At 68.5% G+C, this 22,729-nt stretch carries 19 protein-coding genes; 6 read left to right on the plus strand and 13 right to left on the minus strand.

Going from position 1 to position 22,729, the window contains the following annotated elements:
* Positions 1-13: 13 nt before the first annotated feature.
* From HNR15_RS18875 to HNR15_RS13500, 3 genes are read right to left on the minus strand one after another with little or no spacing between them, the layout of a single operon-like run.
* Positions 14-859, minus strand: a complete 846-nt coding sequence (locus tag HNR15_RS18875; RefSeq protein WP_179482604.1) for a class I SAM-dependent methyltransferase — start codon at positions 857-859, stop codon at positions 14-16.
* 4 nt (positions 860-863) lie between these two features.
* Positions 864-2,102 (minus strand): sedoheptulose 7-phosphate cyclase, encoded by a 1,239-nt coding sequence (locus HNR15_RS13495; RefSeq protein ID WP_179482606.1) that lies wholly within the window; start codon positions 2,100-2,102, stop codon positions 864-866.
* 38 nt (positions 2,103-2,140) lie between these two features.
* Positions 2,141-2,809, minus strand: coding sequence for an HAD family hydrolase (locus tag HNR15_RS13500; protein WP_179482608.1), 669 nt, complete (start codon positions 2,807-2,809; stop codon positions 2,141-2,143).
* Between the two features lie 246 nt (positions 2,810-3,055).
* Between HNR15_RS13500 and HNR15_RS13505 the strand changes: the two genes are divergently transcribed.
* Positions 3,056-3,625 carry a TetR/AcrR family transcriptional regulator gene (locus tag HNR15_RS13505; protein ID WP_179482610.1) on the plus strand — a complete coding sequence of 190 codons (570 nt, stop codon included), beginning with the start codon at positions 3,056-3,058 and terminating at the stop codon, positions 3,623-3,625.
* A 50-nt stretch (positions 3,626-3,675) separates the two neighbouring features.
* On the opposite strand, the gene HNR15_RS13510 is transcribed toward HNR15_RS13505, so the two are convergent.
* From HNR15_RS13510 to HNR15_RS13525, 4 genes are all read right to left on the minus strand, one after another.
* Positions 3,676-4,620 (minus strand): helix-turn-helix domain-containing protein, encoded by a 945-nt coding sequence (locus tag HNR15_RS13510; RefSeq protein WP_179482612.1) that lies wholly within the window; start codon positions 4,618-4,620, stop codon positions 3,676-3,678.
* A 130-nt stretch (positions 4,621-4,750) separates the two neighbouring features.
* Positions 4,751-7,126 (minus strand): phosphoenolpyruvate synthase, encoded by a 2,376-nt coding sequence (gene ppsA, locus HNR15_RS13515; protein ID WP_179482614.1) that lies wholly within the window; start codon positions 7,124-7,126, stop codon positions 4,751-4,753.
* Positions 7,127-7,152: 26 nt separating this feature from the next.
* The gene (locus HNR15_RS13520; protein ID WP_179482616.1) at positions 7,153-7,977 is read right to left on the minus strand and encodes a pyruvate, water dikinase regulatory protein; all 825 of its coding nucleotides are present in this window, start codon (positions 7,975-7,977) and stop codon (positions 7,153-7,155) included.
* Between the two features lie 60 nt (positions 7,978-8,037).
* Positions 8,038-9,306, minus strand: a complete 1,269-nt coding sequence (locus HNR15_RS13525; protein WP_179482618.1) for an aspartate aminotransferase type Ic — start codon at positions 9,304-9,306, stop codon at positions 8,038-8,040.
* Between the two features lie 183 nt (positions 9,307-9,489).
* Between HNR15_RS13525 and HNR15_RS13530 the strand changes: the two genes are divergently transcribed.
* From HNR15_RS13530 to HNR15_RS13540, 3 genes are all read left to right on the plus strand, one after another.
* The gene (locus tag HNR15_RS13530) at positions 9,490-9,978 is read left to right on the plus strand and encodes a beta-class carbonic anhydrase (RefSeq protein WP_179482620.1); all 489 of its coding nucleotides are present in this window, start codon (positions 9,490-9,492) and stop codon (positions 9,976-9,978) included.
* A 78-nt stretch (positions 9,979-10,056) separates the two neighbouring features.
* Positions 10,057-10,629, plus strand: coding sequence for a helix-turn-helix domain-containing protein (locus tag HNR15_RS13535; RefSeq protein WP_179482622.1), 573 nt, complete (start codon positions 10,057-10,059; stop codon positions 10,627-10,629).
* A 142-nt stretch (positions 10,630-10,771) separates the two neighbouring features.
* The gene (locus tag HNR15_RS13540; protein ID WP_179482624.1) at positions 10,772-11,512 is read left to right on the plus strand and encodes a DUF2785 domain-containing protein; all 741 of its coding nucleotides are present in this window, start codon (positions 10,772-10,774) and stop codon (positions 11,510-11,512) included.
* A 200-nt stretch (positions 11,513-11,712) separates the two neighbouring features.
* On the opposite strand, the gene tuf is transcribed toward HNR15_RS13540, so the two are convergent.
* The 5 genes from tuf to HNR15_RS13565 form a co-directional block, all read right to left on the minus strand.
* The gene (gene tuf, locus HNR15_RS13545; RefSeq protein WP_179482626.1) at positions 11,713-12,906 is read right to left on the minus strand and encodes an elongation factor Tu; all 1,194 of its coding nucleotides are present in this window, start codon (positions 12,904-12,906) and stop codon (positions 11,713-11,715) included.
* Between the two features lie 136 nt (positions 12,907-13,042).
* Complete coding sequence (fusA, locus tag HNR15_RS13550) at positions 13,043-15,148, minus strand: elongation factor G (RefSeq protein WP_343048542.1); 2,106 nt, start codon at positions 15,146-15,148, stop codon at positions 13,043-13,045.
* A gap of 90 nt (positions 15,149-15,238) precedes the next feature.
* Complete coding sequence (gene rpsG / locus HNR15_RS13555; protein ID WP_179482628.1) at positions 15,239-15,709, minus strand: 30S ribosomal protein S7; 471 nt, start codon at positions 15,707-15,709, stop codon at positions 15,239-15,241.
* Entirely contained in the window at positions 15,709-16,083 is a 375-nt protein-coding gene (gene rpsL, locus HNR15_RS13560) for a 30S ribosomal protein S12 (protein WP_179482630.1), read from the minus strand. The genes rpsG and rpsL overlap by 1 nt, the downstream gene beginning before the upstream one ends.
* A gap of 390 nt (positions 16,084-16,473) precedes the next feature.
* Positions 16,474-18,612: a hypothetical protein gene (locus HNR15_RS13565; RefSeq protein WP_179482632.1), complete on the minus strand. Its 2,139-nt coding sequence runs from the start codon at positions 18,610-18,612 to the stop codon at positions 16,474-16,476.
* Positions 18,613-18,723: 111 nt separating this feature from the next.
* On the opposite strand from HNR15_RS13565, the gene HNR15_RS13570 reads away from it, so the two are divergent.
* Positions 18,724-19,233: a GtrA family protein gene (locus HNR15_RS13570; RefSeq protein WP_179482634.1), complete on the plus strand. Its 510-nt coding sequence runs from the start codon at positions 18,724-18,726 to the stop codon at positions 19,231-19,233.
* Here the strand turns inward: HNR15_RS13570 and HNR15_RS13575 are convergent.
* A complete protein-coding gene (locus tag HNR15_RS13575; RefSeq protein WP_179482636.1) occupies positions 19,206-19,955 on the minus strand; it encodes a glycosyltransferase family 2 protein in 750 nt (249 codons plus the stop codon). The genes HNR15_RS13570 and HNR15_RS13575 overlap by 28 nt on opposite strands.
* Before the next feature lie 430 nt (positions 19,956-20,385).
* On the opposite strand from HNR15_RS13575, the gene HNR15_RS13580 reads away from it, so the two are divergent.
* Positions 20,386-22,638 (plus strand): hypothetical protein, encoded by a 2,253-nt coding sequence (locus HNR15_RS13580; protein ID WP_179482638.1) that lies wholly within the window; start codon positions 20,386-20,388, stop codon positions 22,636-22,638.
* The last annotated feature ends 91 nt before the right edge of the window (positions 22,639-22,729 follow it).

Raw genomic sequence — 22,729 nt, forward strand, 5'->3', positions numbered from 1 at the left:
TGGCGGTCGGCCGTCACCGGTCGACGCGCCGGATGACGGTCAGCCCGTCGCGCAGCGGCACCAGCACCTGCTCGACGCGCGGGTCGCGCGCGACCTCCCGGTTGAAGACGGCGATGGCCTCCCCGTTCGAGGTGGGCGGGCCGTCCAGGTACGGCTGGCCCTGCAGCAGGGTGTTGTCCACGCAGACGACGCCGTGCGGGCTGAGGAGGTCCAGCTCCAGCACGGTGTTGAGATATCCGGTGTATCCGGCCTTGTCCGCGTCGACGAAGACCAGGTCGAAGCGCTGGCCGGCACGGGCAAGCTCGGCCAGGGTGTCCAGGGCGGGGCCGACCCGCACGCTCACCTTGTGCCCCTCCGCCGAGGAGGCGAGGCACTCGCGGGCGATTGCGGCGACGTACTCGTCGATCTCGCACGCCACGACCCGCCCGTCCGGGCCGAGGGCCTCGGCCATCGCGAGCGCCGAGTACCCGGTGAACATCCCGATCTCCAGCACCCGTTCGGCACGCGTCAGGTGGACCAGCATCTTCAGCAGCTGCCCCTCGACGTGCCCGGAGAGCATCTCCTGCTCCAGGTAGCCCGCTCCCGGACCGCCCGCCCAGTCGACCTCCGCGGTGCGCCGCGCGAGCGCCCGCAGGTCCGCCGACTCCGGCGTGGTGCACCGTTCGAGGTAAGGGTCCAGACCCGCGACCAGATCCCGGCAGTCGCGCAGCTCCTGCAGCCACTCCTGCCCGAGGTCGGACCCGACCGATCCGGCCTCCGCCTGCTCCACCAGCCGCGCCAGGTGGCGCGCGGCGATCGAGACCGGCGTGACCGGCCGTGCGGTGCCCGCGGCGTACGGCGTCGAACGGGTGGGGAGCACGACGTCAGCCCGCGACCAGATCCGTGGCCTCACCCGCGCGCGAGTCGATGAACATGTCCTCGCCCTCACCGCCCCGCGGATAGTGCCCGCACAACTCGCGGTGCACCTCCAGCGTGCTGCGCATCTCCGCCTCGGGCAGATCGTTGATGAAGTCGCAGGTGCCGATCGGGTGGGGCACGGCCGCGCGCAGCAGCCCGTCGCGGGTCTGCACGATCGACTCGGTGCCGCGCTGCAGCAACTCGGGTGTCAGGTACGGGCTGTTCAGGGTGAGCCCGATCCGGCTCATCAGCCAGAAGATCCGGTCGCGCTCGCTGATGCTGATCAGACCGCGCTGCTCGGCCAGGGTCGTGGAGAACGCCATGTCGATGTTGACCGCGTGACCGTGGAAATAGGGCACGGGCGGGGTCAGCTCGAGCGTCGGACTCCAGGTGTGACCGAAGGCGATGACGCGGTCCAGGTCGAGCTCCTGCAGGTTGGGCACCTCCAGCTCCAGCATGGTGTTGATCGCGTCGTAGGTGACTCGATGGGCGATCTCGCGCAGCTCCGGCGTGCCGTCCAGGTGCCCGAACCGGGTGGTCAGCAGGTCCTCGCCGTACTTCTCCAGCAGGTCGAAGATCGAGGCATTGCCGACGATCGCGATCTTCAGCATCTCCGCCATCCCGTTGCGGACCTGCTCGATCGGCAGGGTGCGCAAGAAGGAGAAATCGAGCAGCACCTGCTGGGAGGCGTGGAAGGCGCCGAGCCGGTTCTTGTACGACCCGTGGTTGACGGCCACCTTGATGGCGACGCTGGCGTCGATGAGCCCGATCAGCGTGGTCGGGATCCGGATGTAGTTGGTGGCCCGACGGAAGGTCGCGCACGCCATCCCGGCCACATCGGTGGTGAGGCCGCCACCGACCACCAGCACCGGCTCGGTGCGCACCAGCCCGAAGCGGCCGAACGCGTCGACGATGCTCTCCAGCGTGCGCAACGTCTTGTCCGGCTCCTTGATGCGCACCGGGAAGACCGTGAGGGCGATGCCGTGGTGCTCGAAGTACCGCTCCATCTGCTCGCGGTGGAGCCCGTGGACGGTCTCGTCGACGACCATCAGGCACCGGCCGTAGCGCCGGTAGCTGTCGGCCAACTGCTCGTTCTCCACGGAGAAGACGCCGTCGACGTACGACAGGGAGTAGCTGATCTTCTCGTAGGCCTCGACATGGAACGAGGTCTGCGTGGCCTCGAAGGTGGCATGCGGATTCGACATGGGGTTCCTGACTGGTTGAGGAGAGGGAGGGGCGGGGTTCAGCGACTCGGGATCAAGCTCTCGAGTTCCTCGAACCGCACCTGCTCCACCCGCCGCTGCGCGGCACCGAAGTCGTGCTTCGCGGTGTTCTCGTTCGGGAAGGCGACGCAGGTGAGGCCCGCGGCACGGGCCGCCTGGACACCCCCGACGTTGTCCTCGATCGCGATGCACCCGGCGGCGTTCTCCCCCAGCTGGGCCAGAGCGAACTCGTACGCCGCCCCCGAGGGCTTGGGCTCCTCGACATCGGTGGCGTCGACGATCACGTCGAAGACGTCACTGGTGAGGTCGGGGTTGAGCGCATCGAGCAGCGCCGAGATGTTCTGCCGTGACGTGGTGGTCACCAGACCGACCTTGTACCCGGTGGTCTTGGCATCGCGGATGGTCTGCACCACCTCCGCGCGCGGACGCGCGTCGGACGACGCGAGGTCGCGCTGGAAGATCTCCGACTTCGTCTTGTGCACCGCGTCGGCGTCGACGGTCTCGCCGCGTTCCTTCGCGTACTGCGCGATCCTGTCGCGGCCGCCGTTCTGGCCGAGCATCTCCAGGTAGTCGTCGCGGTCCCACTGCCAATTCAGGCCGTGCGACGCGAAGGCCTTGTTGAACGACTGCCGCTGGAGTTCGGAGGTGTCTGCGATGGTGCTGATCGAGCCGAACAGGACTGCTGACATTGAGACTCCTGATAGGTACGAGGCAAGGGGCGCCGGCAGGTCGCATCGGCACAGCCGTCACTTCGCACCTGCCACGCAGGTCTCGGACCGGCCACACCTGTGCACTCCTCCGCGCGCCGACGACTCCTCGTGCCGCCGTCACGCGTAGGCTCCCGGCAGCCACCGAGGTGATGGACACCGCGGTGACTTGTGAACTAGTCCGAAGTTAGTGGACAATCCGTCCAGGAGCAAGGAGCGAGGTGGAGCATGGCCGCCGCACCGGACAGCTCTCCCGACGCCCGGGTCGTCCGCACCCGCAACGACATCCTCGCTGCCGCGCTCAAGATCCTCGCCGACGAGGGCCAGGAGTCCCTGACCCATCCGCACCTCGCCCGGGTCGCCGGCTACTCCCGGGCCACGGTCTACAAGCACTGGCCCACCCGCGCCGATCTGCTGCAGGACGCCTTCGACTGGCTGCACGACATGCCGCACCACACGCCGACCGGTGATCTGCGCGAAGACCTCGTCGCCGAGTTGACCATGTTCCGCACCGTCATCCGGACCTACCGGGTGGACCGCCTGCTGGCCGTGCTTGCCGATCTCGCGGTGTCGAGCGCGCAGATGGCCCAGGTCCGCGACCAGATGGTGGCCGACGGAGAGGCGGTCGTGCGGTCTCTGCTCGGCACCGTGACCCACGGTCCGGCGCTTGATGCAGCGGCCCTGATGCTGACCGGCTTCGTCATCAACGCCGCGATGCTGCACGGCGGCCCGCCGGACGACGAGCTGATCGCCGCGGCCGTCGACCTCACCCTGGCGGGCATCCGGGCCGAGGACTGACCGACGTCGCGGGAAGGCGCGCGCTGCATCCAGCGCGCCTTCTCACGGCGTCAGGACGAGGGGGCGATCCGCACGCTCGCCTCGTCGTTCGGCACCCACCCGAGGGGGTCGCCCCACCCCAGGTCGCCGACCCCGTGCTTGTCGAGCGCCAGCGCGACCAGCGTGCGACGGTGCGCGGCGAAGGTCAGCACGTGCGCGATCATCCCGCCGTAGGTGAAGACCCGCGGGGGCGTGCACGTGGTGTCCACGAACGTGTCGTCCAGTTGGCCGAGGTCGATGGCTTCGTGGACACGCGCCCCGAAGGTCGCACCGTCGGTGCGCAGCCGTTCGCGCATCGAGGCGACCGACTCGTGCTGCTCGACGTCCCAGTCGTACGGGCGCAGCGCGAGCGCGGCGTTCCACATCGCCATCTGCCCGACCAGGCGGGACAGCAGGCGCCGCAGAGTCATCTGGTCCGGGTCGTCGTCCAGGCCGTACTCGATGGGCTCGTCGAGCACCTCGTCGGGCAGCCGCGCCGCCCGCTCCACGAACTCACCCGTGAGCCAGACGTGATGGTCCACCATCCGATCGATCAGATTCATCGAACTCACCTTCCGCAGTCCGGGCAGCCGGATGCTCCCCGGGGGTTGGAAATGCACGTTGTTCGGGGACTCGATCGCCACGCCGGCCGGTCCGCGCCGCCACTGCGCGGGCGCCATCCCGAAGCCGCGGGCGAACGCCCGGGTGAAGGCCTCGTGCGAGCCGTATCCGGCCTCAGTCGCGACGGCCAGGATGGTGGCGTCGGTCGAGCTCAACCGGTACGCCGCGCGCTCCAGCAACAGCCGTCGCCGCAGCGCGACCGGTGACTCGCCGGCGACCGCCGACACGATGCGGTCGAGGTGGGAGCGCGAGACGAAGAGCTGCGCCGCCAGATCGGCGGGCGCGCTCCCGGCGTCGTCGAGGGCACGCGCGAGCATCGCCACGAAGTCGCCGAAGAGGTCACCGTGCGTTGCCATGCACCGATTCTGGACCGGCGCCGGCGTGCCCCACTTGATCGATTTCGCCCGTTCAGGCGGTGCGGACGAACAGATCGGGTGTACCCGCGCGCTCGATCCAGCGCGCGGGTACACCCGATGGGTGAGGAGGTCAGGCCTTGGCGCGTTTGGCCAGCCGCAGCCAGGTCTCCACGACGGTGTCCGGGTTGAGCGACATCGACTCGATGCCCTGGTCCAGCAGCCAGTCCGCGAGGTCGGGGTGGTCCGAGGGGCCCTGACCGCAGATGCCGACGTACTTGCCCTTGTCGCGGCATGCCTTGATCGCCATGGTGAGCATCTTCTTCACCGCGGGGTCACGCTCGTCGAAACCGGCGGCCACCAGGGAGGAGTCGCGGTCCAGGCCCAGCGTCAGCTGGGTCATGTCGTTGGACCCGATCGAGAATCCGTCGAAGTGCTCCAGGAACTCATCCGCGTTCACCGCGTTGGAGGGGATCTCGCACATCATCACGACCTGCAGGTCGTGCTCGCCGCGCTTGAGGCCGTGCGTGCCGAGCAGGTCGATGACGCCCTTGGCCTCGGTGGTGGTGCGTACGAACGGGATCATCACCTTGACGTTGAGCAGCCCCATCTCCTCGCGCACGTAGCGCAGCGCCTCGCACTCCATCGCGAAGCACTCCGCGAAGTCCTCCGAGAGGTACCGCGACGCCCCGCGGTAGCCGATCATCGGGTTCTCCTCGTGCGGTTCGTACGCCTCGCCGCCCAGCAGACCGGCGTACTCGTTGGACTTGAAGTCGCTCATCCGCACGATCACCGGCTCGGGCGCGAACGCGGCCGCCAGCATCGAGACACCTTCGGCGACCCGCTTGACGAAGAACTCGCGCGGGCTGTCGTACGCCGAGATGAGCGGGGCGATCTGCGCCTTCAGGTCCGCATCGAGCGTGTCGAAGTCGAGCAGCGCCTTGGGGTGGATCCCGATCTGGCGGTTGATGATGAACTCCAGGCGCGCGAGCCCGATGCCCTTGTTCGGCAGCCGGGAGAACTCGAAGGCCTGGTCGGGTGTGCCGACGTTCATCATCAGCTTGACCGGGATGTCGGGCATCTCATCGAGCGCGGTCTCCTTCACCTCGAAGTCCAGCTCGCCGTCGTAGACGAAACCGGTGTCGCCTTCGGAGCACGACACGGTGACCTCGCGCCCCTCGGCCAGGTCCTTGGTCGCGCTGCCGGTGCCCACGACCGCGGGGATGCCGAGCTCGCGGGCGATGATCGCGGCGTGGCAGGTGCGCCCGCCGCGGTTGGTGACGATCGCCGACGCGCGCTTCATGATCGGCTCCCAGTCGGGGTCGGTCATGTCGGCCACGAGCACGTCGCCCTTGGCGAAGTCGTGCATCTGGTCCATCGAGGTGAGCACCCGCACCTTTCCGGCGCCGATCTTCTGCCCGATCGCCCGCCCCTCGATGATGACCTCGCCGCGCGAACCCATCACGTAGCGCTGCAGCGTGGAGCCGGCCTGGCGCGACTTCACGGTCTCCGGACGCGCCTGCAGCACGTACAACTTGCCGTCGACGCCGTCCTTGCCCCACTCGATGTCCATCGGGCGGCCGTAGTGCTCCTCGATCTTGAGGGCGTGGGTGGCCAGCTCCTGGACCTCGTCGTCGGTCAGGCTGAGGCGGCCGCGCTCCTTCTCGTCCACGTCGACGAACTCGATGGTCTTCCCGACCGTCGCGTCCTTCGTGTAGACCATCTTGGTGGCCTTGCTGCCGAGGCCGCGCTTGAGGACGGCAGGCTTGCCCGCGCGCAGCGCCGGCTTGTAGACGTAGAACTCGTCGGGGTTGACCGCGCCCTGCACCACGGCCTCCCCCAGCCCGTAGCTGGAGGTGATGAACACCGCATCGGAGAAACCCGATTCGGTGTCGATGGTGAACATGACGCCGGAGGAACCGATGTCGGAGCGCACCATCTTCTGCACGCCCGCCGACAGCGCCACCGAGGCGTGGTCGAAGTCGGAGTGCACCCGGTAGGAGATGGCCCGGTCGTTGTAGAGCGAGGCGAAGACCAGCTTGATGGCGTGCAGGACGTTGTCGATGCCCTTGACGTTGAGGAAGGTCTCCTGCTGACCGGCGAACGACGCGTCGGGCAGGTCCTCGGCGGTCGCGGAGGAGCGCACGGCCCAGCTCGGCTCGTCATCGTCGCCGACGAGCTTCTCGTACGCCGTCCGGATGTCGTCCTCGAGGTCCTTGGGGAAGTCCTGCTCCTCCACCGAGGTGCGGATCTGATCCCCCACCCGGGCCAGCTCGCGGGTGTCGTCGACGTCCAGGTCGTCCAGCAGTGCGTTGATCCGGTCGGCCAGGCCGGTCTCGCCCAGGAAGCGCCGGTAGGCCTCGGCGGTGGTCGCGAACCCGTCGGGTACGCGGACGCCCGTGTCGGCGAGGTTGCTCACCATCTCCCCCAGCGACGCGTTCTTGCCGCCCACCCGGTCGACGTCGTCGAGCCCGAGATCGGCGAACCATTCGATGTTGCTGCTGGCCATGACGGCGTACCTCTTCTACCGGGCGCTCAGTGAGCGCGGTTCAGCTTCTGGGTCTGCATGATCACCGCGGCCATCTCCTCCACCGACATGGCGGCGGAGTTGATGCTGGGGATCCGATGTGCTCGAAACATAGCCTCGGCGCGACGCAACTCGTAACTGCACTGCGTGAGCGACGCGTACGCGGAACCGGGTCGGCGCTCGCCGCGCACCTGCGAGAGCCGGGTGGCGGTCGTGAGGATGCCGAAGCACTTCTTGGCGTACGCCCGGATCGGACGCGGCAGATCGGTGGACTCGAAGTCCTCCTCGACCAGGGGGTAGTTGGCCACCAGCAGGCCGTGCTGGAGCGCCAGGTACATCGTGGTCGGGGTCTTGCCACACCGTGACGGCGCCGTGAGGATCAGGTCGGCGCGCTCGATCGCCCGCAGGCTCTGGCCGTCGTCGTGCTCGATCGCGTACTCGACGGCCTTCATCCGCGCGTCGTACTGCAGGGGGTCGCCCACGCCGTGCGCGCTGCCGGAGTCCCGGGTGGCGTTGACGTGCAGCACCCGCTCGACCAGGTCAAGCTGGGACCCGAAGAGGTCCACGAACGCGCATTCTGTGCGCATCAGCACCGCGCGCAGCTCCTCGTCCGCGACGGTGGAGAAGACCAGCGGGATCACCTCGTCGGTCTTGGCGTCGTCGAGGTTGGCCAGCACCTCCTCGGCGTGCGCGACCGTGGTGATGAACGGGACCTTCTGCCGGATGAACCGGACGGTGGGGAACTGCTGCAGGATCATGTTCCCCAGGGTCTCGGCGGAGATCCCGGTGCCGCCCGCGAGGAAGAAGACCGGTGTCGCGTCGTCCATGGGCATGGGGCTCACCCTCGCACAGGAGGGCGAGCCCGTCGGCCTGACCGGGCGGACCGGCTCACCTCAGGCGCCGAGCTTCTCCGCCGCCGCCACGAGCACACAGGTGGCGACCGCCTGCATGGCCTGCGTGACCTCGTCCAGGGGCGGCATGGTCGGCGCGAGTCGGATGTTGCGGTCGCGCGGGTCGTCGCCGTACGGGAACGACGCGCCGGCCGGCGTCAGGGCGACCCCGGCGGCCTTGGCGAGCTCCACGACCCGCGAGGCGGTGCCGTCCAGCACGTCCAGGCTGACGAAGTATCCGCCGGCCGGGGTGTTCCAGGTCGCCACCTCGTGCTCTCCGAGGCTCTCGCGCAGCACCCGCTGCACCTCCTCGAACTTCGGGGCGATGATCGCGCGGTGCGCGCGCATGTGCGTGCGGACGCCGTCAGCGTCGCCGAAGAACTGCGCGTGCCGCAGGTGGTTGACCTTGTCCGGGCCGATCGAGCTCTTGGCGAGGTGACCGGTGTACCAGGCGATGGTCTCGGTCGACCCCGCGAGGAACGCGACGCCGGCGCCGGCGAAGGTGATCTTGGAGGTGGAGGCGAAGACGATTGGCCGGTGCGGGTGGCCCGACACCTCCGCGAGCGACAGGATGTCGGCGCTCTTGGCCTCCTCGTCGGTGAGGTGGTGGAAGGCGTACGCGTTGTCCCAGAAGATCTTGAAGTCCGGCGCGGCCGTGTCCATCGCGGCCAGGGCGGAGGCGACCTCGAGGGTGCAGACGGCGCCGCTGGGGTTGGCATAGGTCGGGACGATCCACATCCCCTTGATGCTGGGATCGTCCGCGACCAGAGCCTGCACCGCGGCCACGTCCGGGCCGTCGGGGGTCATCGGCACGGTGAGCATCTCGATGCCGTAGTGCTCCAGCAGCGAGAAGTGCCGGTCGTAGCCGGGCACCGGACAGATGAACTTGACCGATTCCTCGACACCCCAGGGGTTCTCGGAGTCCACGCCGCCGTGGAAGAGGTGGTAGAGCAGGGTGTCGGACATCATCGTCAGGCTGGCGTTGCCGCCGGCCACGATCTGATCGGTGCCGACACCGAGCAGCTCGGCGAAGATCCCCCGCAGCTCGGCCAGCCCGGTCAGGCCCCCGTAGTTGCGCACGTCGGTGCCGTCCGCCGCGAGGTGACCGTGGGGCAGCGACAGCAGCTCCTCGGACAGGTCCAGCTGCGCCGCGCTCGGCTTGCCGCGCGTGAGGTCCAGCTTCAGCCCCTTGCCGACCAGGTCGTCGTACGCCGCGCGCTGGGTCGCTGCGAAGTCACGGAGTTCATCGGCCGACAGGTCGGTCAGGGCCACGGCGGTTCACCATTTCTGTGCGGGTGGGGCGGAGTCTGCATTCTCTCAGGGCGGCCGGGGCGCGAAGGACCCCGTCTCAGTGCGCGAGGCACGCGACCGGCGTCCTCTGGCAATCTGCGGCGCCATCGATAACGTATGGCTATGGTCATAGCTGTATCTACTTATCTTTGGGAAGGCTCGATCATGACCGCGACCGACGACTACCTGGCCAACAACGCGACGTACGCCGACAGCTTCCACGGGCCGCTGCCCCTGCCGCCCGCCAAGCATGTCGCGGTCGTCGCGTGCATGGACGCCCGGCTCAACGTGTACGGCGCGCTCGGCATCGCCGAGGGCGAGGCGCACGTCATCCGCAACGCCGGCGGCGTCATCACCGAGGACGAGATCCGCTCCCTGGCCATCAGCCAGCGGCTGCTCGGCACCACCGAGATCATCCTGATCCACCACACCGACTGCGGCATGCTCACCTTCACCGACGACGACTTCAAGGCGTCGATCGAGAAGGACACCGGCGTACGCCCGGCCTGGGCGGCCGAGGCGTTCGGCGATCTGGAGGGCGATGTGCGCCAGTCGGTCGCCCGCATCAAGGCCAGCCCGTTCATCCCCCACAAGGACCAGATCCGCGGGTTCGTCTTCGACGTCGCCACCGGGAAGCTGAAAGAGGTCTCCTGACCACCTGCCCGGTGTCCGCAGTTCCGGGGCGCCCTCGCCTCGAATCTGCGGACAACCGGCATGCGACCATCAGGTCGCATGGACGACATCGAGTCTGTGCTGACCGGAGTGGGACCGCGGTTGCGCGCCGTACGGGAGCAACGCCGCTCGACGCTGGCCGACATCGCCGCCGTCACCGGCATCTCGGTGAGCACGCTGTCCCGGTTGGAGTCCGGGCGGCGCAAGCCGACGCTGGAGATGCTGCTGCCCCTCGCGCGCGAGTACGCCGTCCCCATCGACGAACTCGTCGGAGCGCCCGCGACCGGGGATCCGCGCATCCACCTGAAGCCCGTGCGCCGGCACGGTCAGACCCACATCCCGCTCAGCCGACGCCCCGGTGGCACGCAGGCGTGGAAGATCGTGCTCCCGCCCGGGGTGCCGAACGCCGTCCCCGAGCCGAAGACGCACGCCGGATTCGACTGGCTCTACGTGCTGTCCGGCCGGCTGCGGCTCGTCCTCGGCGACCGCGACATGGTGCTCGCCGCGGGCGAGGCCGCCGAGTTCGACACCCGTGTGCCGCATTGGTTCGCCAGCGCCGACCCCCAGCCGACCGAGGTGCTCAGCCTGTTCGGGACCCAGGGCGAACGCGCCCACCTGCGCGTCCGCGCGTAACCCGGCCCATACACAGCGTTTGTCCGCAGTTTCGTGCAGACGGGTGCACGGTTTTGCGGACACCCGACGTACGCCGCCGCGGTTGTCAGCACTCCTGTGACACCGACACCACGAGAACGCGGACAACCGGCACGATGTCGGGATGGCGTTCACCGCACAGCTGTCGACCCTGATCGACGACCTGGCATCGCCCGACCCGGTGGTCCGGGACGAGCGCGCCTACCCGGAGCTGGCACGGATGATCCGCGCGGGCGAACTCACCCGCGCCGAGGCCTTCGACCTGGGCCGGCTCATGGTCGAGCGGCTCGCCCGTCAGACCGTGCAGGCCAGGTCCTTCGCGTCCCTGATCCTCGCTCGGCTCGCCGAGCACGGCACCTGGTCCGACGCCTGGACGCGGCCCCTCCTCGCCTGGTGGACCGGCGAGACGGACCTTCGCGGGTACGACGATCGGTTGGGTTGGCTGCACGCCGTCGCTCACGGCGCCGACTGCGTCGGACAGCTCGGGGCGCGGGGACTGCACGACCCCGCGGCCCTGCTGGCGGCCGTCTCCGAGCGACTCGTGACCGCCACGGATCAGGTATGGCGCGAGCAGGAGGACGACCGGGTGGCCGCAGCCGTCGTCGCGATCCTCTGGCAATCGGGGGCGGCGGACGACACCTGGTTGGGGCCGGTCCGGGCACTGTTCGACGCAGGCGAACCGGGCCCGGTCCCTGCACACGCCTCGAACACGATGCGCACCCTGCGCAGTCTCTACGTCGCGCTCGACCACCCGGTGGCGCCGACCGGCGATGTGCCGAGGCGCGTGGAGGGCGCGGATGACCTGCAGGTCCGGCTCGCCGCACTTCCGCACTCCGTCACCCCGACACTCTGGGTCGAGCGCTGATCGGATGTCCGCACTTTCGCGCAGGCGGGTGCACGAATCTGCGGACACCCGACGTACGCCGGTGCGGTTGTCAGCGGATTACCGACGCCGGCGCCAGTAATCCGCTGACAACCGAGGGGTGCCGACCTACGGGAAAGGCCCCGGCCCGCCGAAGCGGACCGGGGCCTTCCCGGTGATTCACCTCCTCGCGGAGGCGGCGATCACTTGGTGATCTTGGTGACGCGACCCGCGCCGACCGTCCGGCCACCCTCACGGATGGCGAACCGCAGACCCTCGTCCATCGCGATGGGCGCGATGAGCTCGACGGACATCTCGGTGTTGTCACCGGGCATGACCATCTCGGTGCCCTCCGGCAGCTTCACGACGCCGGTGACGTCGGTGGTGCGGAAGTAGAACTGCGGGCGGTAGTTGTCGTAGAACGGCGTGTGACGGCCGCCCTCGTCCTTGGACAGGATGTAGACGCTCGCCTCGAAGTTCGTGTGCGGGGTCGTGGTGCCCGGCTTCACGATGACCTGGCCGCGCTCGACGTCCTCGCGCTTGATGCCGCGCAGCAGCAGGGCGGCGTTGTCGCCGGCCTGGCCGGAGTCGAGCATCTTGTTGAACATCTCGATGCTGGTGACCGTGGTCTTGACCGCACCCTCGTTGAGGCCGACGATCTCGACCTCCTCGTTGATGTTCAGGACACCGCGCTCGATACGACCGGTGACGACGGTGCCACGACCGGTGATCGTGAAGACGTCCTCGACGGGCATCAGGAACGGCTTGTCGGTGTCGCGCACCGGCTCCGGGATGTTCTCGTCGACGGCGTCCATGAGCTCCAGGACGCTCTTGCCCCACTCCTCGTCGCCCTCGAGGGCCTTGAGAGCGGAGACCTTGACGACGGGGAGGTCGTCACCGGGGAACTCGTAGGAGGACAGCAGTTCGCGGACCTCCATCTCGACAAGCTCCATGATCTCCTCATCGTCGACCATGTCGGCCTTGTTCAGCGCGACGACGATGTAGGGGACGCCGACCTGACGGGCGAGCAGCACGTGCTCCTTGGTCTGCGGCATCGGACCGTCGGTCGCGGCGACGACGAGGATGGCGCCGTCCATCTGCGCGGCACCGGTGATCATGTTCTTCACGTAGTCGGCGTGCCCGGGGCAGTCGACGTGCGCGTAGTGACGCTTCTCGGTCTGGTACTCGATGTGCGCGATGGTGATCGTAATACCGCGCTGCTTCTCTTCCGGCGCCTTGTCGATCTGGTCGAACGCGGACTGCGCGTTCAGGTCCGGGAACTTGTCGTGCAGCACCTTGGAGATGGCCGCGGTCAACGTCGTCTTACCGTGGTCGATGTGACCGATGGTGCCGATGTTGAGGTGCGGCTTGCTGCGCTCGAACTTGGCCTTACCCACTGGATGCTCCTTCAAAAACTATTGCTCTGACGCCGGGGCGTCCTGATGGTTTCGTGTTGCTTTGGGAAGACGACGTATGCCGTCCCTGAGCGTCCCGCCGCGTCACCTGCAGAGCAGACGACGCGACGGGGAAAGCTCATTCGCCCCGGATCTTCTTGATGATCTCTTCCGCCACGTTCTTGGGAACCTCGGCGTACGAGTCGAACTGCATCGTGTAGTTGGCTCGACCCTGGGTCTTGGACCGCAGGTCGCCAACGTACCCGAACATCTCGGACAGGGGCACGACCGCTCGCACGATCTTGGCCCCGCTGATGTCCTCCATGGCCTGGATCTGGCCACGGCGGGAGTTGAGGTCGCCGATCACGTCACCCATGTAGTCCTCCGGGGTGCGGACCTCGACCGCCATCATCGGCTCCAGCAGTGCGGGGTCGGCCCGACGGACCGCTTCCTTCAGCACCATGGATCCGGCGATCTTGAACGCCATCTCCGAGGAGTCGACGTCGTGGTAGGCGCCGTCCAGCAGGGTGGCCTTGATGCCCACCAGCGGGTAGCCGGCGAGGACACCGAGCTGCATGGCCTCCTGCATGCCCTGGTCCACCGACGGGATGTACTCCCGCGGGATGCGACCACCGGTCACCGCGTTGTCGAACTCGTAGAGCTCGCCCTCGGCGGTGTCCAGGGGCTCGATGGTGACCTGGACCTTCGCGAACTGGCCGGACCCACCGGTCTGCTTCTTGTGGATGTAGTCCAGCTTCTCCACCTTGCGGCGGATGGTCTCGCGGTAGGCCACCTGGGGCTTGCCGACGTTCGCCTCGACGTGGAACTCCCGCTTCATGCGGTCGACCAGGATGTCGAGGTGAAGCTCGCCCATGCCCTTGATGATGGTCTGGCCGGTCTCCTCGTCCTGCTCGACCTGGAAGGTCGGGTCCTCCTGCGCCAGCTTCTGGATCGCGGTGCCCAGCTTCTCCTGGTCGCCCTTCGTCTTCGGCTCGATGGCCACCGAGATGACGGGCTCGGGGAAGGTCATCGACTCCAGGACGACCTGGTTGCTCACGTCGGACAGGGTGTCACCGGTGGTGGTGTCCTTCAGCCCGATGAATGCGTAGATGTGACCCGCGGAGGCGGTCTCGACCGGGTTCTCCTTGTTGGAGTGCATCTGGAAGAGCTTCCCGACGCGCTCCTTGCGGCCCTTGGTCGTGTTCATGACCTGGCCACCGGTGGACATCCGGCCGGAGTAGACGCGCACGTAGGTCAGCGTCCCGAAGAACGGGTGGGTCGCGACCTTGAACGCCAACGCCGAGAAGGGCTCCTCGGTGTTCGGCTTGCGGACGATCTCGGTCTCCTCGTCGCCCGGCTTGTGGCCGATCATCGGGGGGACGTCGAGCGGGTTGGGCAGGTAGTCCACGACGGCGTCGAGCATGGGCTGCACGCCCTTGTTCTTGAACGCCGTGCCGCAGAGCACCGGGTTGACCTCGCCGGCGATGGTGATCGCACGGATGCCGGCCTTCAGCTCCGCCTCGGTCAGCTCCTCGCCGCCCAGGTACTTCTCCATGAGGGCGTCGTCGGACTCGGCGACGCGCTCCACCAGGTGGGTGCGGTACTCGTCGGCCTTGTCCTGCAGCTCGGCCGGGATCTCCTCGACCTCGTAGTCCTCGCCCAGCTTGGTCTCACCGCGCCACACGAGGGACTTCATGCGGACCAGGTCGACGACGCCGATGAAGTCGGACTCGCTGCCGATGGGCAGCTGGATGACCAGCGGCGTCGCACCGAGACGGTCCACGATGGTCTGCACCGTGTAGTAGAAGTCGGCGCCCATCTTGTCCATCTTGTTGACGAAGCAGATGCGCGGGACCTTGTACTTGTCGGCCTGACGCCAGACGGTCTCGGACTGGGGCTCGACGCCCTCCTTGCCGTCGAACACGGCCACGGCGCCGTCCAGCACGCGCAGCGAGCGCTCCACCTCGACGGTGAAGTCGACGTGCCCGGGGGTGTCGATGATGTTGATCTGGTTGTCTTTCCAGAAACAGGTCGTCGCGGCGGACGTGATCGTGATGCCGCGCTCCTGCTCCTGCTCCATCCAGTCCATCGTGGCCGCGCCGTCGTGGACCTCACCGATCTTGTAGTTGATACCGGTGTAGAAGAGGATGCGCTCGGTGGTCGTGGTCTTGCCGGCATCGATGTGGGCCATGATGCCGATGTTGCGGACCTTCTTCAGGTCGGTCAGCACTTCCTGCTGTGCCACGGTGTGGTTCCTTATCCGCTCGTCGAATGTTGTGGTGCGGCTCCCGTGTGGTCGCCGTTCTGGCCGGCGACCACACGGGTCAGCCGTGGATCACCAGCGGTAGTGCGCGAAGGCCCGGTTGGACTCGGCCATCTTGTGGGTGTCCTCGCGGCGCTTGACCGCGGCACCCAGGCCGTTGCTCGCGTCGAGGATCTCGTTCATCAGTCGCTCGGTCATCGTCTTCTCGCGGCGCTGCCGGGAGTAGCCGACCAGCCAGCGCAGCGACAGGGTCGTCGCCCGGCCGGGCTTGACCTCGATCGGCACCTGGTAGGTCGCGCCACCGACACGGCGGCTCTTGACCTCGAGGCTGGGCTTGACGTTCTCCAGCGCGCGCTTCAGCGTGACGACCGGGTCGGTGCCGGTCTTGTCGCGGGTGCCCTCGAGGGCGCCGTAGACGATGCGCTCGGCGACGGACTTCTTGCCGTCCAGCAGGATCTTGTTGATCAGCTGGGTGACCAGCGGCGACCCGTAGACCGGGTCGATGACGAGGGGGCGCTTCGGGGCGGGACCCTTACGTGGCATTACTTCTTCTCCCTCTTCGCGCCGTACTTGGAACGAGCCTGCTGGCGGCTGCGGACACCCTGGGTGTCCAGCGAACCGCGGACGATCTTGTACCGCACGCCGGGCAGGTCCTTCACGCGACCGCCGCGGACGAGCACGATCGAGTGCTCCTGCAGGTTGTGGCCGACGCCGGGGATGTAGGCGGTGACCTCGATGCCCGAGGTCAGCTTCACGCGGGCCACCTTGCGCAGCGCCGAGTTCGGCTTCTTGGGGGTCGTGGTGTAGACGCGGGTGCACACACCGCGCCGCTGGGGGCTGCCCTTCAGCGCCGGCGTGGAGACCTTCGTGGCCTTGTCCTGCCGACCCTTACGGACGAGCTGGTTGATGGTAGGCAACCTGTTGACTCCGTCTGTTCGTGTCTCGTCGTTCGCCCGGGCTGCTGCCCGGACGATTCCTTGGATTGCCGGCGCCACCCCTACCGACCCCCGCACTCGGGTGTGTCGGCCTGGCGTACGCCGGAGCCCTCCCCCGCACTTCCTGACATCCCGTGTCGATCGACACGATCCGGTCAGGCTGCCCGGCGAGGGCGTGTGTCGTGGCCTGATGCGCCGCGAACAACCTCTTCAGCGCGGAAACGCACGTGTTTGTTCCCGTGCACCGCGCCATGCCGGTCGTTCGAGCGCAGGGCAGAGCCACGCACAGTCCTTAAGCGTACCGGGCCGGTGATACCGCTCCAAATCCACTCCGGGGCCGCGCGCGCGGGCACCCGGTGCGCGTTCGGCGCCCTATCCCTCCGGAGCCGGGTGCAGGTCCGCCGCGTGCCCGGAGGCCGGTCGTTCATGCCGCTGCCGGGAGGGGATCGTCGCGAGCACCACGAGCAACGGAGCAGCGATCAGCATGCCGATCGGCGGGATGCCGGTGCCGGAATCGTTGGCGAAGAAGCCGATGACCCAGCAGATCACGGCGGCGGCGAGCCCGTTGCCGAGGAAGGGGATCTGCGACCACAGCCGGGCTATGGGGCGGCTGAAGCGTCGACTCGGGGCCACGAGCACCACGACGGCGAGCACGAGCAGGAGCGGCACGAAGAGGGTGAGCGGCGACGACGTCAGCATCTGCGCGTTGAGCTTGCCGATCCTGCCGAGGGTCCCCGCCTGACCGTGGTGGCGCAGTCCCGCGACGAAGTCACCGAGGTGGGTCCGGTACTTCGGCGGCCGCAGATAGTCCAGGACCGCCAGTCCCCCCACCACCAGCGCGGTCGACCCGCCGATCATCGCCACCCGTTGCCACGTCACCCGCAATCCGGCGGCGTTCAGAGCGAGATAGGCGAACGCCGGGATCATGGCCACCGGGCCGCCGGCATCGGCGCCCCATGCGGGAGAACCGTCGACGAGGATCGCCGGCACCGCGACGAGCACCACGGTCGCGGTCGCCAGGTCGCGACGGCCGGCCCTGATCAGGGCATCGGCCAAGAGGGCCGCGATGAGCAGTGCGCTCGTCGCGAGCATCGCGTACCCGACGTTGCCCATCCCGTAGTAGCGCCCGCCGTACAACGGTTGCAGACCCATCATCGAGGTGAGCTGCAGCCGGGAACCGTGCATGGCGTCGTCGAGGACGGTGTAGCCGGTGACCACCAGGATCACCAGAAGCGGGCCGATCGGGTGCCGCCGCCAGGGCCCGGCCCACGCGATCACCGAGATCGCGACCGCGATCAGCAGGACGCCGGCGGTGAGCGCGACGCCGGGATGGCCCGTGCGGTACCAGGGCAGCACCCCGATCAGGAACGTCGCCGCAGGCAGCGACGCCAGCGCACCGGCGGTGACCCCGATGCCGGCCCGCAGGAAGGGATGCGACGCCGTCGAACGCTCGGCCCGCCGCGTCCGCCATACCCCCAGGCGCCACAGGAGCACGCCCAGCACGACGATCACCGCTCCGATGATCAGGGCTCTCGGGAAGAAGGTGCGCAACACGGAGTGCTGGACCGCCAGCTCCTGGCCGAGGTCGCGCGCCAGGGTGACCGGGCCGTACGCGCTGCTGGACGGCTCGACCGAGGGGACCCTGGCCTCGGGAAGGGTGGGCGCCGCGCTTCCGAACCGGTGCAGGATCAGCGCGGTCAGGTCGACGGTGCCGATCATCCCGATCTGGCGAGTGTTCAGCGATGTCAGGCGACCGTGCGGCACACCGGGCCCGGTGATGACGACGGAGCGCAGATGCTCCCGGGAGGCGTCGTCCGCGAGCGAGGCCACCACGAGCGTCGCGTCGGCCGGGACCTTGGCGACGACCTGACGCAGGGCGGAGTCGTCACCGGTGGTGAGGCTGACCAGCGTGATCGGGCACGACGTGAAGTCGGCCTGTGAGACGCGGGGTACGTAGTGCGCGACCTTCCCCTGACGGTCCGCCGCCCCGAGGCTGGCGCCGGCGCCCACAGCGGTGACGCACTGATGGGCCGCCGCCGCCGTGGAGGCCAGTCGCCCGATGTCCGCCTTGGGGGTCCGGGACAGCGCGATCTTGCGCCATTGCGACCACTGCGGGAAGTACCCGGTGCTCGCACTCGTGAGGGTGGCGGTGGGCACGCGCGGACACTGCCCGACCGCGGCACCGGGAAGGGTCTCCTTCACCACGGCGCCGACCGCCGTGCGGGTGCCGGCGGACAGGGTGAGCCACGCGTCACCGGTGCAGCTGTGCCCGGACAGATCCCGCGTGAGCATCGCGCCGACCGCGCCCTTGCGGGCCAGGGAGTAGAGGGTGGGGTTCGCCGTGGTCGAGGTGGAGTTCCAATCCAGCTGCGGCACCCGCACGACCACGATCGGACCCGGTTGGGAGATCTGCTGCAACGCGGGACGGTGGGTGAGCACCGAGGTCAGGAGCACCCCGCCCAGACCGGATGCGAGCACCAGCACGCACACGATCAGCCAGCGCCGGGTCACCGGGTCAGGGTACGGCCACCGTTCGACGGTCCGGCCTGGCGGCTGAGAAGGGCATCAGGAACCCGTTGGTACTGTCGTCCCCGCTCAGTCACCCACCGTCGGAAGTCATCGATGTCCACCCATGAGGCGACCGTCCGCCCCTCACCGGCGGCGCACAACGGCAGCGGGCTGCGTCAAGCGTTCCGCTTCGGCGTGGTCGGCTTCGTCGGCTTCGTCGCCGACGTCGGCGGGTTCAACCTGCTGCGTATCGAGGGCCCCGGCCCGCTGCACGACTACCCCATCTCCGCGAAGGTCATCTCCAGCATCGCCGGGGTCATCGTGGCGTGGCTCGGCAATCGCTACTGGACCTTCCGTCATACCCGCCGGGACCGGATGCACCACGAGTTCCTGCTCTTCGCAGTGGTGTCGGCCGTCGGGATCGCGATCGCCGCCGCGTGTCTGGCCGTCTCGCACTACCTGCTCGGCTACGACTCGCAGCTGGCAGACAACATCAGCGGCAACGGGATCGGGTTGGTACTCGCCACGGTCTTCCGCTTCTGGGCCTACAAGCACCACGTCTTCGTCTCGCGCAACGGCGAACCATTCACTGCCGCCTACGAAGACGAGGACGATGAGGCCTGAACGCGCGGCTCCTTCTTGGGATACGTGAAGCGCTTGCGCGCAGTCATGGTGAACATCTCCATGCCGAGCGGAATGGTCTTGCGCAGCTCCCCGGTGACCGAGGACTCCCCCACCCGTGGGTGATAGTTGACCGGGACCTGCACCATCTTCGTGCTGCTCTTGGCGGTGAGGAGCAGCATCTCCAAGCCGTACGCCGACCCGTCGAGCGTCGAGTGCTTGAGCAGATGGTCGGCGTGGGCCCGTGTCATCACCCGGAACGTGCAGCCCACGTCCGAGAGGCTGGTGGTGTTGTAAAGCACCTCGACCCACTTGGCGACGCCCCAGTTGCCCCACTTGAGGAACCAGCCCATGTTGGCGCCGTCCCAGATGAACTCGGCCACCGTGCGCGAGCCGACCACGAAGCCGCACTCCGGCATGAACGCGAGCAGCTTGCGCAGGTCCGCGGGGTCGAAGGTGCCGTCGGGTTCGCAGACAGCGACCAGATCCGTACGCGCCTCGCGCAACCCCCGCTGGATCGCGGCACCGTAGCCCTGGCGGCTCTCGTGAACTTCCCGGGCGCCGGTCTTCGCGACCTCCTCGGAGGTGCCGGCGGCCGCGTTGTTGTTGACGACGAGCACCTCGTCGACCTCTGCCATGGCTTCGAACGCCGTGATGCAGGCGGCGATGCTGTCCTTCTCGTTGTAGGTGGGCAGCACCACCGTGAGCGAGAGACGGTCGGGCATGTTCACTCCTTCGATCGGCCGGTGATCACGAGCATCTGACCGGCAAGAGGTTTGGCCGGCGCCGCCAGGTACCACGCCACCAAGGACGAGAGGGGGGAGCCGGGGGATGTCATGGTCAAGAGCATGGAGCGGGGCCTGACCAGCTCCACCCGCATGCCGGGCGAGGAGCGGTGGTCGCGAAGTAGCCCGAGCAGATTGAAGGCAAAGCCCGCATCGAAGGACGCGTCCGTGAAGAGTGGGGTGCCAGCCGAGTCTCGAAATAGCGAGACCGACGGCTGCCCGGCACGCCGCCATGCACCGCCGCGTCGTCCTGCCGCGTCACCGCGTCCTTCCCATCGAGTGGGGCCGGCTCGTCCGGCCTCCCTACGTGTCGCACCGTAGCTGAACGAACCTGAACGAACCTTGCAGAACCTGCAGCTACCGTATCGCCGTGCACGCGACCCAGACCCTACCTGCCGTCCGCCGCCGCGCCGCTTTCGCACGCACCGCAGGCGGTTACTGGGTTCTCCTGGCCGTGTTGGCCCTGTATCTGGCGTACGCCGGCGTCGACGGCCTGTCCGGGTCGGAGGTCGTGCGCGCCGTTCTCGGCGTGGCCGTGACCCAGCTGCTGCCCGGTGTGCTGCTGTGGCGGTGTGTCCGCCCTCGTGACGGCTGGCTGCTCGAGGACCTGGCGATGGGGTTCGCGATGGGCATCGCGATCGTCGTGCCGACCCAGACGATCGCCGGGTACAGCCACCAGCGGTGGATCGCGCTGGTGCTCCCGCTGCTGGTCGCGGCGCTCCTGCTCGCTGTCCCCGTGACGCGGCGCCGGATCATGTCGGCACGCTGGTCGCCGCTGCCGTGGTGGCTCGGCGGGGGTATCGCGGCGCTGTCCGCGTCCACGTTCCCGATGCTGGTTGCGTACTTCCGCGTGAACCAGCCGCGCTGGGCCACTGGAGTGGGTCAGCCGCACGTCGACACCTATCTGCACCTGGCGTTGTCCTCCGAGCTGCTCGAACGCGGCCCGGCCGCCTGGCCGACGGTCATCGGGGAGGCGCTCGGCTACCAGTGGTTCGCGCACGCGTGGATCGCCCAGGTGACCGCCTCGACCGGTGTGCCGCTGGACGAGGTGCTGATGCGCTTCCTGCCGGCGATCATGCCCATCGTCTCGGTGACCTGCGTCGCGGCCCTGTGCCTGCGACTGACCCGCAGCGCCGGCATCGCCCTCGGGGCGGTCGCTCTGGCGTCACTCGCGGGTGTGACCGCGCCGGTGCGGACGCTGGCGATCAATCCGATGATCACCCCGCAGTCCCCCACGCTGGGCCTGGGGATCCCGACCCTGATGGCGTTGATCGCGATCCTCGCCATGCGGTGGCGGGGAGAGGCTCTACGCGGCGCGATCGTGATGGTGCCGATCCTCACCGTCATCGCCACCGGCACGAAGGGGTCGACCGCACCGGTCGTGATCGCCGGGCTGGGTCTGGCTCTGCTCGCGGCGCTGATCTGGCGCCGACGTCTGGTGCCGCATCTCGTGGTCGACCTGCTGATGATGGGGGTGGCGCTGGTGGCCACGCTCGCCATCGTCTTCCACGGGTCCGCGTCCGGCCTGATGCTGGGGGTGACCGAATCCGCCAAGCAGACCCGGCTCGCGGGTGAGCTTGGCGGCGCACCGACGTACTTCCAACAGCGCGCCCTCTCCGCGATCACCATCCTCATCGGGCTCGGGCCTGCGTTGCTGGGATTCGCCGCGCTGTGGCGCCGGGAGGACCGGCGCGACCCGGTCATCTGGGTGCTCCTCGGGGCCTCGATCGCGGGAGCCGCCGCGACCGGGTTGTTCTCCCACCCCGGCAAGAGCCAGGGGTACTTCCTACTGACCGCCCTCCCGCTCGCCGCCATCGCCACGGCGATCGGGGCGGACCGGGTGCTGCGTACGTTGAGCGTGCGAGGGCGGGCCTTGCTGCTCGGCTTCGCCGGCCTGGGCGCCGTGGCGTTCGTGCTTCTGCCGACGCTGGTCCTCGGACCGCTTCGGACACACACCTTCCGGCGGTTGGAGGAATCGGTGCTGATCGGCCTCGTCATCCTCGTGGCGGCCGGCGTGATCGCGGTGATCGCGACCCGTGACACCGATCGTCGGTACGGCGCGCGCATCGGCCTCAGCGCCGCTGCCGGGGCTGTCGTCCTGTCCGGACCGGTGGTCTACGGCCAGTACCTCTCGAACGTCAAGGAGCCCTCAGCTCACCAGCACATCAAACTCAGTGAGGCCGGGGCCAGCTCGAACGCCCAGATCGCCGCCGCCGTCTACATCCGCGACCACTCCGGCGTCGAGGACCTGGTGATGACCAACCGGCACTGCACCCGTCAGAGCGCCCCGTACCACTGCGACACCCGCCGCTGGCTCGTCACGGCGTTCTCCCAGCGGCAGGCTCTGATCGAGGGCTGGACCGCGACCAACACCGCTACCCGGCTCGCTCCACACGGACGCGACTCGGTGACCATCGACTACTGGCATCCGCAACTGCTGCAGTTGAACGACGGCTTCTACACCCACCCGACCGCGGCCGCCGCACGTCAGCTGTGGGACAAGGGGGTGCGCTGGGTCTACGAGGAGAACACCATGAAGCACGCGAAGACCCTGGCGCCCTACGCCACCTTGCGCTTCCGCGACTCCGGCGCGAGCGCGTGGCAGCTGAACCGCCCCAGCTGACCGCCGATCTGCGGGTTCCCCGCACACCGGCACCGACGTAAGAAGAAGGACCGGCACCCACCTGCGCCGATAGGCCGCGGGTCGGAAAGTG

Origin of the sequence: Allobranchiibius huperziae (genome assembly GCF_013410455.1) — a bacterium.
Lineage (GTDB): Bacteria > Actinomycetota > Actinomycetes > Actinomycetales > Dermatophilaceae > Allobranchiibius > Allobranchiibius huperziae.